Origin of the sequence: Leptospira harrisiae (assembly GCF_002811945.1) — a bacterium.
In the GTDB taxonomy this organism is placed as follows: Bacteria; Spirochaetota; Leptospiria; order Leptospirales; family Leptospiraceae; genus Leptospira_A; species Leptospira_A harrisiae.
This window is the reverse complement of the sequence record NZ_NPDX01000001.1, coordinates 644,586-661,711: the sequence shown is the minus strand read 5'-3', so window position 1 is coordinate 661,711 and position 17,126 is coordinate 644,586. Positions and strand designations below refer to the sequence as shown.

The following is a 17,126-nucleotide window of genomic DNA, read 5'->3' as shown; positions in this document are numbered from 1 at the left end:
ATTCTGAACGTATGGATTTTCTCTTATATCTGTATTGTCTTGTTTTTGGAATCATTCTGATCGCTCCTTTTGTCTTATTTCATTACCGTTTCCGCCTAGATGAATCTCCTTTTGGAAGGGATGAAAATGCCCATCTCAAACCGATTACAGAAAAAAAAAGAAACTTGCTCGATTCACTAAAAGACATCCGATCAGATTTTGATTCAGGAAAATTAACAGAAGAAGAATTTCAAATCCAATCACTTCCTTATATAGAAGCTTTGGATTCCGTGGAATTAGAATTAAAAACAGTGAAATCCAATGTAACTGTAATGAATAGCCCGAAAATCATTGAAAATTGGACATGTGCTAACTGCGGTTCGTTTGTTGCTGTTCCCAATGCAAAGTTTTGTCCCAATTGCGGAACCGGTAGGTTGACTTAAAACGTTTTTGTTTTTAGTTATACAGATCCGGAAAACTGCATGTCATACAAACGTTTGTATTTGGAGTTTTGATTTTTGAGTAAATCCGTATGGCTTCCGCTTTCTACGATTTCACCATTTTCTAAATAATAAATTGTATCTGCAATTTTTACTGTAGATAAACGGTGAGCAATGATAATGACAGTTTTGTTTTCATACAACCGAACAAAGGCTTGTTGAATAAGGCGTTCCGATTCAGTATCTAACGCAGAAGTAGCTTCATCCAAAATCAATACTTCTGGATTGGCAAGTAAAGTTCTCGCAATCGAAATCCTCTGCCTTTGGCCACCAGACAACATCACACCTCGTTCTCCGACTATCGTATCATAACCTTCTTCAAAAGCTTCGATAAACTCAGAAGCAAATGCATCCTCAGCGGCACGTCTAATTTCTTCTTCCGAAGCATCAGGTTTACCAAAAGCAATGTTTTCACGAACTGAACCATTAAAAAGAAATATATTCTGAGAAACTACCCCGATTCGTTTTCGCAAATTATCTAAAGTTAAATCTTTTGCATTCACCTCATCCCAAAAAATTCCACCTTCACTAGGATCAATTAACCTTGGCAAAAGATCGACTAACGTAGATTTACCGGCACCAGAAGAGCCAACAATCGCAATGGTTCCACCGCGTGGCAATGTTAGATTAATATTTTTTAATGCATAAATATCAGTATTAGGATATAAATAGGAAACGTTTTTATACTCAATAGATTTTGATAATGCACCCAATTGATTTGGAGTGATGGGCTCTTTAATATCAACGTCTCTTCCCAAAATTTCAAATACTCTGTCACTTGCGATGACAGAGGCCTGGATTAAATTCACGAGGATACTCATTTGTTTCAACGGACGCATCAGAAATATCAAAGTTAGAAAAAAAGCAATAAACATCCCTTTAGAAAAACTAGCGTCCTCTAACAAATAAGCACCAATCCCCAAAAAGACCATTGTCACTACAGAACCAGATAACTCTGTCAAGGCGGGGCCAATCTGATGATAAAAATGTGTTTTAAAGGTCTTGTCCGAAAGATTTTGATTAACCTTCAAAAATCTATCTGCTTCTTTGTCTTCCATTGAGAATGCACGAATGACACGAATTCCTGAAATGACTTCTTGAAGGTCTCCATTTAATTCCGATAATTGTTCCTGTTGGTTTTTGGTAGTTCTTCGAATACGATCAGCAAACGTGCTTACAGGACCCACAATCAATGGGATTACAATGAATAATAAAAAAAACAATTTCCAGCTTAGCACAAGTAAGATGATTAAATGAGTGACGATATAAAAAAAATCGTTAATTGCATCTTTTAGATCATTCGAAACCACTTTACCAACGATATCCACATCGTTGATCACTCGACTCATAAGAACTCCGGTTTTTTCACGATAAAACTCATTGAGGGGCAATACCTGGAGTTTTTTATATAGTGCTTGCCTGAGATCGCTCACCGCAAGGAGACCTGCGGAATTGACAAAGTAAACTGTACCAGCTAAACAGATTAATTTTAAAAAATATATCGGTAAAATAATGAGGCAAAATAGATAAACCAAATCATCCGGTTTTTTATCGGCAAGTTCATCGTTTGTGTTTTGTTTTAGATTTGCAAACTGCCATTCCCAATACTTTAATCCTTCTAAACGATCTGGTTTTTTATATTCAGCAAGGAGGGCCTGGTCCTTCTTTGTTAAAGCAATTTGAAACTTATAATTTTCGCCGGTTCCCAATGAATCAAAAATGGGAATCAGAGACGTGAGGGAGGCTCCATTAAAAATGGAAACAAATATAGACAAGAAAACACCAAGGCTAAGTCTGTATTTGTATTTTGCCAAGTATGGCCAGAGTTTTCGGTAAATCTTCACGTATGAGAACCTTATCCCTCGTTTTCTTTCTCTTGTCCCTCACTTTTTGCCGGAAGGAAACTCCCGATTTTGATCTAAAAGTGGCACTTCCGTCAGACTCTGCTCATCTGGATCCACTCCATATCACAGATTTATCAGGTCAAAAATTAGCCAAATTCATCCACCAAGGGCTCTGGATTCAAAATTCAGATGGGATCCACTCACCATGGATTCACTCCTTCAAAAAAATACCACACCCAACAAAGAATCTTTGGTGGTTCCAGTTGCATCCGTTTGCCCCTCCTGTGGATGACATTGTTTTCAGTTTGTCTCGTTTGATCCGAGAAACCTATCCAAGAAAAGGTGACTACCAGTTCTTAGTCCAAGTTCGGCGCATATCAGAAGATCAAATGGAGTTAGAATTCAAACAGGGAACCTTGGAAACCGAATGGAAAGAGAAACTCAGTTTACCTTTTGCTTCCATCATCGGGAAAAAAGAATGGGAAACTGAAACATTAAAGTCCTATGGAAAATACAAACTCATCGATTGGAAAAAAAATGAATCTATAGATGTAGAGAGACAAAAGGAAACCGATACAAAGTTTCCTAAAAAAATTCGGTTTCTCATTTTACCTCAATCTTCCACTTCCTTATTTTTATATCGTAAAGGAAAGTTGGATGCATTCAAACTTACCGACTTTCTTCTTTCTTTACCCGAGGCTAATTCAGAATTCACTCTCACAAAAAAAGGAAGGTCAATCCAGTATGTGGCAATCAACCAAAACAATCCTTGTTTCGACAAACACTTCCGAACGGCAGTAAACTTGTCCATTCCTCGCCTGCTCATCATTAATAAACTATTAGAAAATCATGCTGACCTAAGTTATGGCCCCATCCCAATCGACTACATTGAAAAAATTTCGAAGGGAAAAAACACAAAGGTAGAAAACTATAACAAAGAATTGGCGAAAAAAGAACTGGAGCAATCTAAATGTTATCCGAACATTAAATTGACAAATCTAGAGTTTCGAATGCGCGGTGATGATGAAAACCAATCGAAAGGAAGAGCCATCAAACAAGCATTAGAAGAAATTGGACTTACAGTCATACTCAGACCAATGGAAAAAGCTCCATTGTATAAAGAAAATGGAGAAGGAAAAGGAGATTTAACTCTTCTCACTTGGTATTCCGACTTTGATTCGGTTTGGAATTTTTTAGACCCACTCTTTCATCCAGAAAAACTAGGGAACGGGGGAAACCGGTCTTTTTATAGTAACAAAGATGTTGGAAAAATTTTAGATAAACCTTTTAAAAATAGCCGAGATGCACTTACAGTCATAGAAAAAATTCGAGAAGACAAACCCTGGATATTTCTCTGGTCAATCCAAGAAAACTATTTAGTTTCTAAGGAGTTTCTTCGTTATAACGAGCTCGCCGATTTTCTATAAGTGGCGGTTCTAGTTCTACTGAATCCACTGCAGTAGGTTGGATACGACTTCCTTGTGAATCGTAAGTCGAAATTTCCGAGTCATCGTCTATTAACTCAGGTTTTGGAATTGAATTTTGTTGTGGTTCTTGTTTTGCAAAACCGGCTCGTTTCGGCGGTAAATCACCAATGTAATAATATTGTGCATACAAAGGAACCTTACAAATGTAATCTGGAGTGGACTCGATGATAGTTCCGTCATCAGCGCAAACATCTACTTTTACGAAATCTCCAACAAAGTTTGAAATCAACTGATTCCCCATCCCAAGTTTAGATTTTACATTTTGAGTGTATTTGTACCAAATTCCGCCGGAAACTCCAGAACCCGAACCAGGGAAAGGTGCTCCTTCGTCATGCCCTACCCAAACAACCGTTACATTTCTTGGCGTTAGACCTGCAAACCAAACATCCCTAACGCCTTTCAAACCTTTCCATCTGGATGAAGTTAATTTTGGAGATTGGACTGTTCCTGTTTTTCCAGCATACAAAAAAGGTTCCCCTTCTTTCCGCTTTAAGGTCATTGTTCCTTCTTCAGTCAAAACCGATTGCAACGTATTAATTGCCATGGCGCATGCTACTGGATCTAATATCTGTTCTGCGGCTTCGTTGGGAATTGTATTATAGAATTCGTTTCCATCCAAATCAGTGATTTTTATAATCTTCCTAGGAGTGACTCGTCGTCCCCCATTCATAAGGGTTGCATAAATCACAGAAAGTTCCATGGGGCTAAGTTCCCCTGATCCAAGTGCTAAAGATAAATTTCGTTGGAACCGAAGTTCTGCCTCTTCTTCAGGAATGGAAAGGATGGCACTTAATTTTTGAACAAAATAGGAAATCCCAATTTCATGTAGTAACTTAACAGAGACCGTGTTGACTGACTGCGCAAGTGCTTGCCTAACTGTGATCTCTCCTTTATAACCTTTATACCAGTTTTTCGGTGAATATCCAGAGATATCTAATTTTTCGTCTTTGATTCGGGAGGAAGGATTAACTATTCGTTTTTCAAATGCAAGTGCATACACGAGGGCTTTGATGGTGGATCCTGGTTGTCTTCTCGCATCCTCTGCGCGATTGAAGCGAAACACATTTGAAATTTTATAACCACCTACCATCGCTTCCACATCCCCAGTTTCAGGATCTAATGAAATCATTGATCCACTCAGTTGTGGTAAAATGGCACGAGTGACTTCGGCTAATTCTGCTTTTCCTTTGCTTTGATAGTCTGCTTCTTGTTTTGTAAGATCGGCTCTGACAGAGTCAACGCCAACACGTAACGCTTCTTCGGCGAATCTTTGTTTTTCTAAATCCAAAGTAGTATAAACAAGTAAACCACGTTCTTCCAAATCTTCATTTGAAAATTTTTCCAATACAAACCTTCGAATTTCAGAATTAAAATCTGGAGCTAAGTTAACACGAAAGTCTTTATCAGCACCATACTTTCCAATTTCACTGGAATACTTTGGATTTCCTTCTTCGTCTTTATTTTCCTTAACTTTATAAATAGTTCTAAATTTTTTTAGATTCAACTCAATTGAATCAGAAAATTTATTTGGAATATCTTTTTGAGATGGATGCAGTTCTGGATTCCTTGCCATGTCATATAACACGCGTTTCTGTCTCGAAAGTGCAATTCCTAAATTTCTGACAGGATTATATACACTTGGAGCAGGAATGATACCTACAAGTAAGGCAGCTTCCTCTGGACTGAGTTCTGATGCTGGTTTTCTAAAATAATACCTTGCAGCTTCTTCTACACCAGTATTTCCTTCACCTAAAAAAATTTGGTTTAGATACATCGCCAAAATTTCTTCTTTAGAATATTGGCTTTCAATATAAAATGTACAATACAGTTCAGTTAACTTATTAAATAAATTTCGTTTTCCTAAGTTTAAAGTAAGTTTAGCTAACTGTTGTGAGATGGTCGATCCACCCTGGGATAACCGAAACTGAACCAAATTTGTAACAATGGCACGGCCTATGGCAGTATAGTTCAATCCAGAATGTGAAAAAAATTCCCTATCTTCAGAAGAAAGAACTGCCCATACAATGACATTGTGTTTTCCTAAATTGTCAGTTCGAATGGGTCGAAAATTTCTACGGTAAAACTCCCCCATAACTTTCCCACTGCTATCCAAAATCTTAACTGACTTTGGCTGGAAACTATCATAAAAGTTAGATACTTCTGATCTGTATTTTTCAAGAGATTTATGAACTCGTGCTTCTTCGCCAGACCAAACCACATAAGCTCCGCCTAAAAAGAAAAAAGACAAAAAAATACCAATCACTAATCCTAAACTTAAAAAACGAACCCGCCTAACCCAGAAAAAACGAAGGAGATCTATAAAATGACCATATAATACTTCTAAGATTAGTATAAAAGAATTCGTTTGTTGGCTCATTTCTTTTTACCTTTTGATTTACGAAATACCAACTTTTCTACTTCTTCAAAGCGAGTCACAGGGTAAAAAGTAACACCACGTTTCACATAATCAGGAATTTCCTGAAATGCTTTCTCATTGTCTTTTGGAAAAATAATTTTTTTAACCCCAACTCGTTTTGCAGCTACGATTTTTTCACGCAAGCCGCCGATAGCCAAAACTTCACCAGTTAACGTAAGTTCTCCGGTCATTCCAACCCCCGGTGCAATTACCTGATCTGTTACGAGAGACAAAATCGCTGTTGCCATAGTAATCCCTGCACTTGGTCCATCCTTTGGAGTTGCTCCATCAGGGACATGCAAGTGGATGGCTTTCTTTTCAAACAAAACATCATTGTTTATATAATTCTTAACAAACGATAAAGCAATGTTTGCCGACTCTTCCATCATTTTCCCCATTTGACCTGTAAGAGTCAGACCACCTTTGCCTGGAATGAGAACAGCTTCAATTAACAATGTAGAACCACCTGCGTTTGTCCAAGCAAGACCCAGTGCTGTTCCAGGAACTTTTGGACTAGTCATTCGATCGTCAACAAATGGAGGAGGTCCAAGGTAATCCACCAAGTCTTTTTCTCGAATTTCTTTCGAATACTTTTCCTTTAATACTTGTTTTAGGGCAATTTTCCTAACCAGTTTATCAAATGTTTTTTCCAAACCGCGAAGGCCCGATTCTCTAGAATAAGAATTGATAAGGAGAGCAACCGTTTCCTTTTTCATTGAAAAGGAATTAGGATTTAATCCATTTTTTTCAAATATCTTTTTCCAAAGATACTTTTGGAATATTTGAACTTTTTCTTCTGTGATGTAACCTGAAAGTTGAATCACTTCCATGCGATCAAGCAAAACTCGAGGGATTGGCTCAAATGTATTCGCAGTAGCGATAAAAAGTACATCAGAAAGATCAAAAGGTAAATCTAAATAATGGTCTCTAAAATTTGAATTTTGTTCTGGGTCCAAAACTTCAAGTAAGGCTGATTGAGGATCACCTTGGTAACCTTGTGACATCTTATCAATTTCATCTAAAAGTATCACAGTATCTCTTTCTTTAGTGATCTTTAGTGCATTGATGAGTTTTCCGGGCATAGCACCGATATAAGTTCTTCGATGTCCTTTGATTTCAGCTTCATCTCTAACTCCACCCACTGAAAACCGAAAGAACTTTCTACCGAGTGCTTCTGCAACGGATTTCGCAATGGAAGTTTTACCTACACCAGGTGGACCCACCAAACATAGGATGGATCCTTTACTTTTAGGATTAAGTTTATGAACTGCTAAAAATTCTAAAATTCTTTCCTTCACATCTTCAAGTTTATGATGATCTCGATTGAGTATTTTTTTAGCATGAAGAAGATTTACATCTTTCTCAGTTGGTTTTTCCCATGGGAGGGCATCCACTAAATCTAAATAATTTCTAATGACATTATAATCACTAGAAATTGGATCTGAGTTTTTAAACTTATCAATTTCCCGGTCCACTTCAGTGATAATTTCTTCAGCAACTGGTATTGCTTTTAGTCTCTCCAAAAGTTTTTCGTATTTGATTTCGGTTTTATCTTCTCCAACTCCTAACTCTTGTTGAATGGCCTTTAGTTGTTCTCGCAGAAAAAATTGGCGTTGTTGGTTATCAATTTTATCGTTGATCTGTTCTTGGATTTTTTTCTGAAGTACAACCAACTCTATTTCTTTTTTAAGAAATAATAATACTTTTTCCAATCGATCATTGATTTGAACCGCCTCAATCACAGACTGATATTCGTCTTTTTCTAAGTTTAAAATGGAACAAACAAAATCAGCCATTTTTGCTGGTTCATTAACATTCATCATCGTAAGTTTCATATCTTCTGTAAACAGAGGATTGTTTTGGGCGAGTTCCTTCGTCAAAATAAGTAAGGTTCTCATTAGAGCCTTGATATTATTTTTACTAGTACCCAACTCTTCTTCCGGATAACTTACGTTAGCGACAAGAACTGGTTCTTTTGTATGAATGGAATTGATTTTGAATCTTTGAATGGTATTTACTAAAATATTCATTCCACCATCAGGTAGATTAATTTTTTTTAGAATTCGAGCCACCACACCAATTTGGAATATATTATCTTCCGACGGAAGGTCCGATTCATCTTCCTTTAAAAGAATTAACCCTAAAAACCCAGCGCCTTTCGATGATTCTTCGATAGATTGTATGAAACGCCCAGGAGGAACAATTAAAGGGGTGATGATTCCAGGGAATACAGGCCTTACCTTTATAGGGAGAAGAAAAATCTGTTTAGGAAGAGAGTCTTCCATTCTCGCCAATTTTGTTGAGTTTTCCCAAAATTCATTTGTTTCCAATCCAAATCCTACCTTATGACTCTAGTTTATCGGGCCCAAGTGCTAACATTTTATCACGAAACATTGCGGCCTTTTCAAAATCCAAATCCGATGCATAACGCAACATTTCTCTTTTCAATGCATCGCGTAACTTGTCTTTGGTTTTATATTTCTTCAAGGTGAATTCTTTTTCCATTTCCTTGAGTGCTTCTTCTTTACTATCCTCTTCCGCCATTTCGCGTGGAAGGATATCATGAATTTCTTTAATGATACTCTGAGGAGTGATCCCCATTGCCGTGTTGTGTGCTTCTTGAATTAGACGGCGGCGTTCCGTTTCGCTGATTGCTTTTTTAATAGAATCAGTCATTCGGTCTGCATATAAAATAGCTTTTCCGTTTACATTCCTTGCGGCACGTCCAATGGTTTGGATGAGAGATTTATAGTTTCTCAAAAAACCTTCTTTGTCTGCGTCTAAAATCGCTACAAGCGAAACCTCTGGAATATCTAATCCTTCTCGGAGTAAGTTGATTCCTACGATACAATCATAAACGCCCTTACGCAAATCTCGTATGATCTCTGTTCGTTCGATGGTATCAATTTCCGAATGAAGGTAAGCAATTTTTAATCCTACTTCTTTATAATAGTCAGTTAAATCTTCCGACATTTTTTTGGTCAGAGTTGTGATCAGGATTCGTTCTTTCTTTTCAATGCGAAGTCTGATTTCGTTTAACAAATCTTCAATTTGGTTTGTAGTGGGGCGAACTTCCACAACTGGATCCAGTAGACCCGTCGGACGAATGATTTGTTCAATGACCGCTTCACTTTTATCAATTTCTCTTTGGTCAGGAGTGGCCGAAACATACAAAGTCATTGGTGTAAGCGTTTCAAATTCTTCAAAATTCAATGGCCGATTGTCCAATGCACTCGGAAGACGGAACCCAAAATCAACTAACGTTAGTTTTCTGGATCTATCCCCAGCATACATTCCACCTATTTGCGGGAGAGTAACATGAGATTCATCTATGATGAGCAAAAAATCTAAATTAGGAAAATAATCTAACAAACATGCTGGCCTTTCACCTTCACTTCTTCCAGTTAGGTGGCGAGAATAATTTTCGATCCCACTACAATAACCGAGCTCAACCAACATCTCCATATCATAATTGGTTCTAGATTCAATTCGTTCGGCTTCTAAATGTTTTCCTTGTTTTAAAAATTTTTCCTTTTGTTCCGCCATCTCTGATTTGATTTTTTCAATGGCGTCTTTGATTTTGGGACCAGAAGTGATAAAGTGTTTTGCCGGATAAACAACCACTCTGTCTAGTTTTACTTTTACCTTTCCCGTGAGTGGATCGATTTTAGACAATCCATCAATTTCATCTCCAAACAGTTCAATGCGAATCCCTTCTTCTTGATACGAAGGCATAATTTCAATGGTATCCCCACGCACACGGAAATTCCCTCGGCTAAAATCAATATCGTTTCTTGCATATTGAATATGAAGAAATTTTCGAATGATTTGATCTCTATCGATTTTGTCTCCAATCCGTAACATCACAACCGAGTTCATATAGTCTTCGGGAGAACCCAAACCATAAATACAAGATACGGAGCTAACAATGATCACATCATCTCGCTCTAACAAACTCGAAGTGGCGCGTAACCTAAGTTTATCGATTTCCTCGTTCATTGACATATCTTTTTCAATAAAGGTATCAGAAGAAGGAACGTAGGCTTCAGGTTGGTAGTAGTCGTAATAAGAGACAAAGTATTCTACTGCATTTTCGGGAAAAAATTCTTTAAACTCTCGAAATAGCTGGGCTGCTAGAGTTTTGTTATGTGACAAAATGAGAGTTGGTTTTTTGACACGGGTGATGACCTCGGCCATGGTAAAGGTTTTTCCTGAACCTGTCACACCAACCAGTGTAATTTTATTTTTACCTTCGCCGAAGGACTTTGCAATATCTTCAATTGCTTTGACCTGGTCTCCGGCAGCCTTAAAAGGAGAAACCATTTTGAAATTTGCCATAGGGACCTATGTTAGTTTACGAGTTGCTTTGAGTATAGCTTGTTTTCGATTATCGCTAATTTCTAAATCAACGGAATCAAAAAGTTTTTGCATGACCATCATACCACGCATTAGTGTTGCAGTGGAAGAAAACTTACCTCTCTGAATATCATCTTCTAGATTAAAGTCCTTTACTGTATTGATCATTTCTATAGTAAAAGTTTTGTGTTTATCTATCTGAAATATTACTTCAACCCCACCACCGTCACCGTACTTTGCGGCATTCTCTACGGCTTCTACTGTGGCAATACAGAGGTCCATCCTCAGCTCTTCGACAATCCCGTTTCGTTTTAGAAAATAATCTAACCGGGCCCGAACATACTGCATAGGGTTGTAAGGCAGAGCTCCAAGAATTACAAATTGTTCGGAAGCTCCCATTTTACGAATGATAGGTGATGATTCTGCAAGAGAAAATTCTCTTGGGTCCAAAGGGTTGGTTGTGATAATTCCGTCTTTGATTAATTCTTCAAGGAGAGAGGTGATGGCTTCCAATGTTGTATTGGGGTTGTCCTTGAATTTCCTTTGGGTTTCCATAAACACCCAGGAGTAAAAATCGTTCACATTCCCCGAGAGGCCATTGGAGAACAAAGTTTTCACTTCTTTCTCTAACTCAGTTCTGGAGAGAGGGAACGGCATATATTCCCATTTCAATGGGAACGGAAGAGTTGTAAATTGTTTTATCCTTTAAGGATTAGTCCGTGTTTTTTCTTGACGCAGTGCTTCATAAAGTACAATGGCAACAGCATTGGAAAGATTGATCGAACGACTTACCTCTGCCATAGGTAAGGAAATAATATGTTCTGGAGGGCAAGACTGGTGAATTTCTTCCGGAAGTCCTGAGGTTTCCCTCCCAAATAAAAATACATCCGTTTTTTGGAAGTTAACATCCCAATACACTTTAGTTCCAAACTTGGAAACGAGAAATATCCGACTCCCTTCTGCTTGTTTTTGGCTTCGAAATTCTTCGTAGTTGGCAAACCTACGAAGATCCAAATCTTTCCAATAATCAAGACCTGCTCGCCTGACCGCTTTTTCTGAGAGGTCAAAAGAGGGTTCCCCCACAATGGACAGGGGAACCCCTACATTGACACAAAGTCTTGCAATATTGCCCGTGTTAGGGGGTATTTCTGGACGATAAAGTGCGATTTCCAATTCGTGAATTACTTTTTATTCTTTTTTTCCAAAGATTTTTGCAAAGCCAATCCAAAACTAGAAACGGCACCGGGTGACTCTTCTTTCGACATGTATTCTTGGTATTCCATTCTATCTTTTGCCTCAGCAGCCTTTGCTATTGATAATGCAATTTGTCTTTTTTCTGGATTGATCTCCATAACAAACACTTCTATTTTTTGGCCTGGGTTAAAAACAGTATTCAGAGGCGTGCGAGATGGAACTCCGGTTTCTTTGTTCGGAACAAGACCAGAAAAATCATCACCTAACCGAACAAAGAGGCCAAATGGTTTGATCGACTCTAAAGTTCCAGTCACAATATCTGACTCTTTAAATGGAAGTTTTCCTGACCAGGGGTCAGACAAAAAGTCTTTAACACTGAGAGAGATTTTGTTCGATGCCCAATCCAATGTAAGAATTTTCGCACGTAAGGTTTCTCCGACTCGAAATTCTGTGGTGAGATCAGCATTTTTTTTGTATGTAGCTTCTGATTGAGGAACTAAGGCATCAAACCCGTCCATATCCACGATGAGGCCAAATTTATGAATGCTTTTCACGGAACAAGATACAAACATTCCAACTTTTAACTCTTCACGTAACAGCTGCTTTTTGGTCTCTCTTTCTTTATCAGCAATTTTTTTCTGAGACAGAACAATTTTGTTTTGTTTTTTTCCAATCTCAGAAATCACAAATTTGATTCGTTTGCCTGCTAGGTTTGATCCTTTTAAGGAAACATCCAATTGACTAAACGGTACAAATGCAGAATGACTGCCGAGTTTAACATCCCAACCTCCACTTGCTTCCACAAGCATTTGGCCAAGGACTGGAATTTCATATTGTGTCGCCATCTCCATTAATTCTTCTGTTAGGTTGTCACCAGAAAGACAGGTCGTAAAATAAAAATCACCTGAGTTTTCTTTTAAAAAATAAACTACGAGAGAATCACCAACCTTAGGTAAAACTTCTTCTCTCCATTCTTCCGTAGAGATATTTCCTAAAATTTTATTTTCTAGAGTTCGAATGAATACATAATCATTCTTAACAGCTGTTACCTTTGCTTCATGTCGAGAGCCAGGTTCAATGGATTGTCTTTTTTTAAAACTTTCTTCTAATAAACGTTCAAATTCTGAGGATGGGCCTTTCATTTTGCGGTTCCTTCCTTGATGGGTTTTGGGGTATAGACCAGTTTTCCTCCCAATACCATGGATTCAATTGGAAATATTCCGGAAGCACGTTTCAGTGGATTTTCGTCGTGAATGGAAAAATGAGCAGGACCTCCCACTCTGATTTTGCCTCCGTGATCGGCTCCCAGGTACTGACAGGTTTTCAATGTCAAAGTTTGGATGATTTCACGGCGGATCTGTGGTAAGGATTCTGGATCAGAATTTGTAGGAAGAAGGTTTGTGGAAAAAGAACCAAATACCGAGGACCAAAATCCAGTCCGATTGGCCACAAGATCCAACTTCCTTTCCTTTGGTTTTGCCAAAACGGATTCCCAAAGACGTACTTCCACGATGGCAGCTTGGCCCGGGAAAAGCCCCCAATGCCCTGCCCCACTTGCAAAAAGCAGATTTCGTTTCACCTCTGCTTCGGCCTGGAAGGTGTCACGGTATTCTAAAAAAGAATCTGCACGGAATGGTGTTCCTTCTTCTTCATCTGAATCGACTGTCGCCGTGTCTTTCCAACGAGAACCAAAAACAGAATGAAGTTCGGACCAAACCAAAACTTCAGCCTTCCATTGGTCTGGGTTTGCCCGGAGACTTTGGAGATACAAAACAGACAACATAGGGGCCCAAAGGAAGTCTCGTTTTTGCGCCCGGTAAAGATTGGTTCCATCCGGCATTGGATGAAAAATAACAGCATACCCTGTGTCCAAAGCATCTTCCCAACTGGTTTTGTCCCCAAAGGTATACGCTACTGGAAGGTAACCTTTTTCCTCTCCTTCTCGCCGTTTGGCAAAAAGTTCGGTTTGAGAAAATCCCCTATTTTCCACTTCTTTGAGAAAAATCGGGAGGTGGCGGTTTCGTTTGGAATCAAAAGAAAGACCAAGTCCAGAAGTATAGAGAGCACCTTCACCTTGGCTTAATTCTTCATACAAAGCAGGTTTTTGGGATTGGGTGACAATGGGAGAAAACCACTTGGACTTATTGATTTCGGATTGTACTTGGGCAAAAGATGGATCTCCGACTGACTCAATATGACTGAATCCAGCCGCCAAATACCCAGAGAGATAACTTGCCAGTTCATCATGGCTTGTTTTTCCCCCGCGACCATTGGATCCAATCGTGACGGAAGCGTCACAAAATCCTGGCAATAGATACTTAGGACGAGGAACCGAAGTCCCTTCTTTGATGGAGAGGATTTTGCCTTGGACCACTTCCAGGTCGATAAAACCACTAAAATTGGATTTTTCACTGTCCCAAACCCGGACTGATTTCATTTTCAAATTTTGAGACAAAAGAATGGTAGGGGCAAAAGCCGATAGAAATAAGGTGAGGGATAGAAGCCTGCGGTTTTTCATACTAGCGGTCGTAGTTACCTTGACAGTAAGGACTTGAATGGAAAAGATTTCGGGTATGGGAAAGGAAACAAGCGAGATTTCTGATCACATCAAATTACACATCGAAAATGGGAAAATTCTCTCGCTAAAGACTCACCGGGTCTCCAAATCCGTAGAGGAACATATCAAGGAGGCCGTAGGCCTGATTCTGGACCGCCTCACCTATCCCACACTCGTCCCCACTCTTTACACCATTATCAAAGAACTGGCCATCAATGCCTGCAAAGCCAACCAAAAACGTGTCTTTTTTGAAGAACGTGGATACAGTATGTTGAATCCTTCTGAATATGCTAGAGGGGTCAGAGAATACCGTGAGATGTTTTCCGAAGAAATGTCCAATGAATTTGGAATGAAGGCCAAAAAGAAAGGATACTACTGTTTAATTAATTTTAAATTCAACGATGATGGAATCACCATCGAAGTTATCAACAACACACCCATTGCCAAAGAAGAAGAAAAAGCCATCCGTGAACGATTGGAAAAAGGAATGGTCTATGATGACATCGCCCAATTCTATATGGACAATGCGGACACTACGGAAGGTGCGGGTCTTGGACTTGCCCTCATCCTCATCATGCTCAAAGGGGAAGGCATAGACCCTAATTTCTTTCGTATCATCATCGGAGAAGATTCTACCATCGCACGTTTAGAAATTCCTCTCTCTGATAAATTCATCTCAGTCCGCGACCCCAACCAAATTTAAATTATGCCCCTTCCTTTATCCTGTGCCATCATTACCCTCAACGAAGAGGATAACATCTTTCGCACACTCAATGCCCTTTCGTTCATAGAAGATATCGTTGTGATTGATTCTGGTTCCACCGACAATACGGTAGATCTCGCAAAGTCATTTGGAGCTCGTGTGTTTTTTCGTAAGTTTGTTAACTATGCTGACCAAAAGAACTTTGCAATCGAACAAACTAAATACGATTGGGTACTTGCCATCGATGCTGACGAAGTGGTATCCGATGGTTTAAAATCAGAAATCACAGAACTATTTTCGAAAAACAAAATACAATCAGTGGGTTACCTTATCCCACGTTTGACCTATTATTTAGGGAAGTGGATCCGTTTTGGAGGATACTACCCTAACTACCAAATCAGATTATTTAAAAAAACTGCCGGTGAGTTTAGCGGAGGTTTGGTGCACGAAAGGGTAAAACTATCAGGAAAACCAATCAAACTAAAAAACCCACTCTATCATTATTCCTATAAAAATATCTCAGACCATCTACAATTTATTGATCGTTATTCAAGTTTGTTTGCTGAGGAAGAATTTAGAAAAGGCAAAACAAGTTCTGTATTCTGGGCTTTTTTAAAAGCTTGTTTCAAAGGTTTTTATATGTATTGGATTCGTCTTGGAATCCTAGATGGAAAACAAGGATTTGTTTTAGCCTTACTAGGATTTTATTATAATTTTCTTAAGTATTTAAAGTTATATGAAAAATCGAATTCAATCTCTTCTTTCTTTGTTATGGTTGATTCGGTTCATGATGTAAAGAGCAGTAAAACCACCAAGAAAGATGGCAACCAAATTCACGTTGGATAATTGAGTGGATCCAATTTTTGGTGACATGAGCCACATGATGATATCTCGAATGTAGGTTTGGAAGGTTGCAAAAACGATTAATGCTCCAATTCCGGCAACAAAAGTGGACCCCCAGAATTTTCCGAGTAGGTCTTTACGTTTATAATAATAAAAATAATAGGCACAGGCTGCGGATGCGAGAAAAAAGAATAAAATATCTACGAGAATGGTCCATGGTTCTGATGGTGCGGCAAGCGGTAATGAAATCATTGATCTTGTACCTGTCTAATACCTATTTTCGGTAAGCCATAGTTTAGTCCATAAGATAAAAAATGAGGTTTTCCTTGTATTCAAAACACACTGAAATATTTGGGATCTTGGGATATCCCTTAGGCCATACGCTTTCGCCTTTGATTCATAACACTCTTTTCCAACTCTCTGGATATGATGGTGTGTATTTGGTTTTTGAAAACGAACGTTGGAATGAGATAGGACTTCGCCCGCTGATTGACTTGGGTGTCAAAGGAGTTTCTGTGACCATTCCCTTTAAAGAATGGGCCTATTCACAAGCGAACATTGTTTGTAAAGCTTCCCAAACGATGGGCTCTTCCAATACCCTACTCTTCCGCAAAGGGATCGAAGCTGTGAACACAGATGGAACTGGTGCAGTTACATCCATCCTAAAATTTAATCCCAAACTTTTAGATCCAAATAAGGAAAATCAAATTTTAGTATTAGGCAGTGGGGGGAGTGCCAAAGGTATTTTATTTTCAATCGCAGAAACTCTCCATAAAAATGCAAAAAAAGGAAAGATCCAACGCAAAGTAAAGATCCTAGCGAGAAACGAATTCGCAACCAAAGAGATTTTAAATTCATTAGGAAATCCTGAATGGCTTGGAACTACTACGAAAGAAAACTGTATGGAAGAAACAGAAAACTATGACCTTGTCATCCATACAACACCAGTCGGTATGAAAGGATTCGGGGGTGAGCCACTCCTTCACTCGGACTTTTTTAGTAAAAAACATACGTTATTTGATATAGTTTATAACCCACTCGAAACAGATTTAGTGAGACAAGCTAAGAAAAAAAAAGCAGAGATCATCCCGGGATACCATATGTTACTTTACCAAGGGATCAGACAGTTTGAATTATTTACGAACACCTCAGTGAAATCCAAATGGATCAGGAAGGTGGAGTCGCTCCTTTTAAAACAGTTAAAAAATCGTGTTTAAGTTTAGGTTTTCTTTTATCAAAGGATAACG

Annotated in this window: 14 protein-coding genes; 5 read left to right on the top strand and 9 right to left on the bottom strand. The window is 38.6% G+C overall.

The genetic code is table 11. From position 1 onward, the window contains the following. Positions 1 to 11: 11 nt before the first annotated feature. On the top strand, positions 12 to 422 hold the full coding sequence (locus tag CH364_RS03125; RefSeq protein ID WP_100742171.1) for a zinc ribbon domain-containing protein: 411 nt from the start codon (positions 12 to 14) through the stop codon (positions 420 to 422). A 17-nt stretch (positions 423 to 439) separates the two neighbouring features. On the opposite strand, the gene CH364_RS03120 is transcribed toward CH364_RS03125, so the two are convergent. Continuing rightward, positions 440 to 2,323: an ABC transporter ATP-binding protein gene (locus tag CH364_RS03120; protein WP_100742170.1), complete on the bottom strand. Its 1,884-nt coding sequence runs from the start codon at positions 2,321 to 2,323 to the stop codon at positions 440 to 442. A 2-nt stretch (positions 2,324 to 2,325) separates the two neighbouring features. On the opposite strand from CH364_RS03120, the gene CH364_RS03115 reads away from it, so the two are divergent. After that, positions 2,326 to 3,750, top strand: coding sequence for an ABC transporter substrate-binding protein (locus CH364_RS03115; RefSeq protein ID WP_100742169.1), 1,425 nt, complete (start codon positions 2,326 to 2,328; stop codon positions 3,748 to 3,750). Here CH364_RS03115 and CH364_RS03110 read toward each other — a convergent pair. From CH364_RS03110 to CH364_RS03080, 7 genes are read right to left on the bottom strand one after another with little or no spacing between them, the layout of a single operon-like run. After that, positions 3,707 to 6,187, bottom strand: coding sequence for a transglycosylase domain-containing protein (locus CH364_RS03110; RefSeq protein ID WP_100742168.1), 2,481 nt, complete (start codon positions 6,185 to 6,187; stop codon positions 3,707 to 3,709). The genes CH364_RS03115 and CH364_RS03110 overlap by 44 nt on opposite strands. Then, a complete protein-coding gene (gene lon / locus CH364_RS03105; protein ID WP_423790167.1) occupies positions 6,184 to 8,511 on the bottom strand; it encodes an endopeptidase La in 2,328 nt (775 codons plus the stop codon). The genes CH364_RS03110 and lon overlap by 4 nt, the downstream gene beginning before the upstream one ends. A gap of 58 nt (positions 8,512 to 8,569) precedes the next feature. Further along, positions 8,570 to 10,564, bottom strand: coding sequence for an excinuclease ABC subunit UvrB (uvrB, locus tag CH364_RS03100; RefSeq protein WP_100742166.1), 1,995 nt, complete (start codon positions 10,562 to 10,564; stop codon positions 8,570 to 8,572). Positions 10,565 to 10,570: 6 nt separating this feature from the next. Continuing rightward, on the bottom strand, positions 10,571 to 11,239 hold the full coding sequence (locus tag CH364_RS03095) for an ATP-binding protein (protein WP_100742165.1): 669 nt from the start codon (positions 11,237 to 11,239) through the stop codon (positions 10,571 to 10,573). Positions 11,240 to 11,287: 48 nt separating this feature from the next. Further along, positions 11,288 to 11,755 carry a tRNA (cytidine(34)-2'-O)-methyltransferase gene (locus CH364_RS03090; protein WP_100742164.1) on the bottom strand — a complete coding sequence of 156 codons (468 nt, stop codon included), beginning with the start codon at positions 11,753 to 11,755 and terminating at the stop codon, positions 11,288 to 11,290. Between the two features lie 8 nt (positions 11,756 to 11,763). Further along, the gene (locus tag CH364_RS03085; RefSeq protein WP_100742163.1) at positions 11,764 to 12,918 is read right to left on the bottom strand and encodes a S1 RNA-binding domain-containing protein; all 1,155 of its coding nucleotides are present in this window, start codon (positions 12,916 to 12,918) and stop codon (positions 11,764 to 11,766) included. Beyond that, positions 12,915 to 14,294, bottom strand: coding sequence for a hypothetical protein (locus CH364_RS03080; RefSeq protein WP_100742162.1), 1,380 nt, complete (start codon positions 14,292 to 14,294; stop codon positions 12,915 to 12,917). The genes CH364_RS03085 and CH364_RS03080 overlap by 4 nt, the downstream gene beginning before the upstream one ends. A gap of 37 nt (positions 14,295 to 14,331) precedes the next feature. Here CH364_RS03080 and CH364_RS03075 point away from each other — a divergent pair, with 37 nt between their 5' ends. Continuing rightward, complete coding sequence (locus CH364_RS03075; protein ID WP_004785405.1) at positions 14,332 to 15,036, top strand: hypothetical protein; 705 nt, start codon at positions 14,332 to 14,334, stop codon at positions 15,034 to 15,036. Positions 15,037 to 15,039: 3 nt separating this feature from the next. Continuing rightward, positions 15,040 to 15,882, top strand: coding sequence for a glycosyltransferase family 2 protein (locus CH364_RS03070; RefSeq protein WP_100742161.1), 843 nt, complete (start codon positions 15,040 to 15,042; stop codon positions 15,880 to 15,882). On the opposite strand, the gene CH364_RS03065 is transcribed toward CH364_RS03070, so the two are convergent. After that, complete coding sequence (locus CH364_RS03065; RefSeq protein WP_040917277.1) at positions 15,787 to 16,131, bottom strand: hypothetical protein; 345 nt, start codon at positions 16,129 to 16,131, stop codon at positions 15,787 to 15,789. The genes CH364_RS03070 and CH364_RS03065 overlap by 96 nt on opposite strands. Positions 16,132 to 16,205: 74 nt before the next feature. On the opposite strand from CH364_RS03065, the gene CH364_RS03060 reads away from it, so the two are divergent. Next, positions 16,206 to 17,096 (top strand): shikimate dehydrogenase family protein, encoded by an 891-nt coding sequence (locus tag CH364_RS03060; protein WP_100743369.1) that lies wholly within the window; start codon positions 16,206 to 16,208, stop codon positions 17,094 to 17,096. Positions 17,097 to 17,126 lie beyond the last annotated feature (30 nt).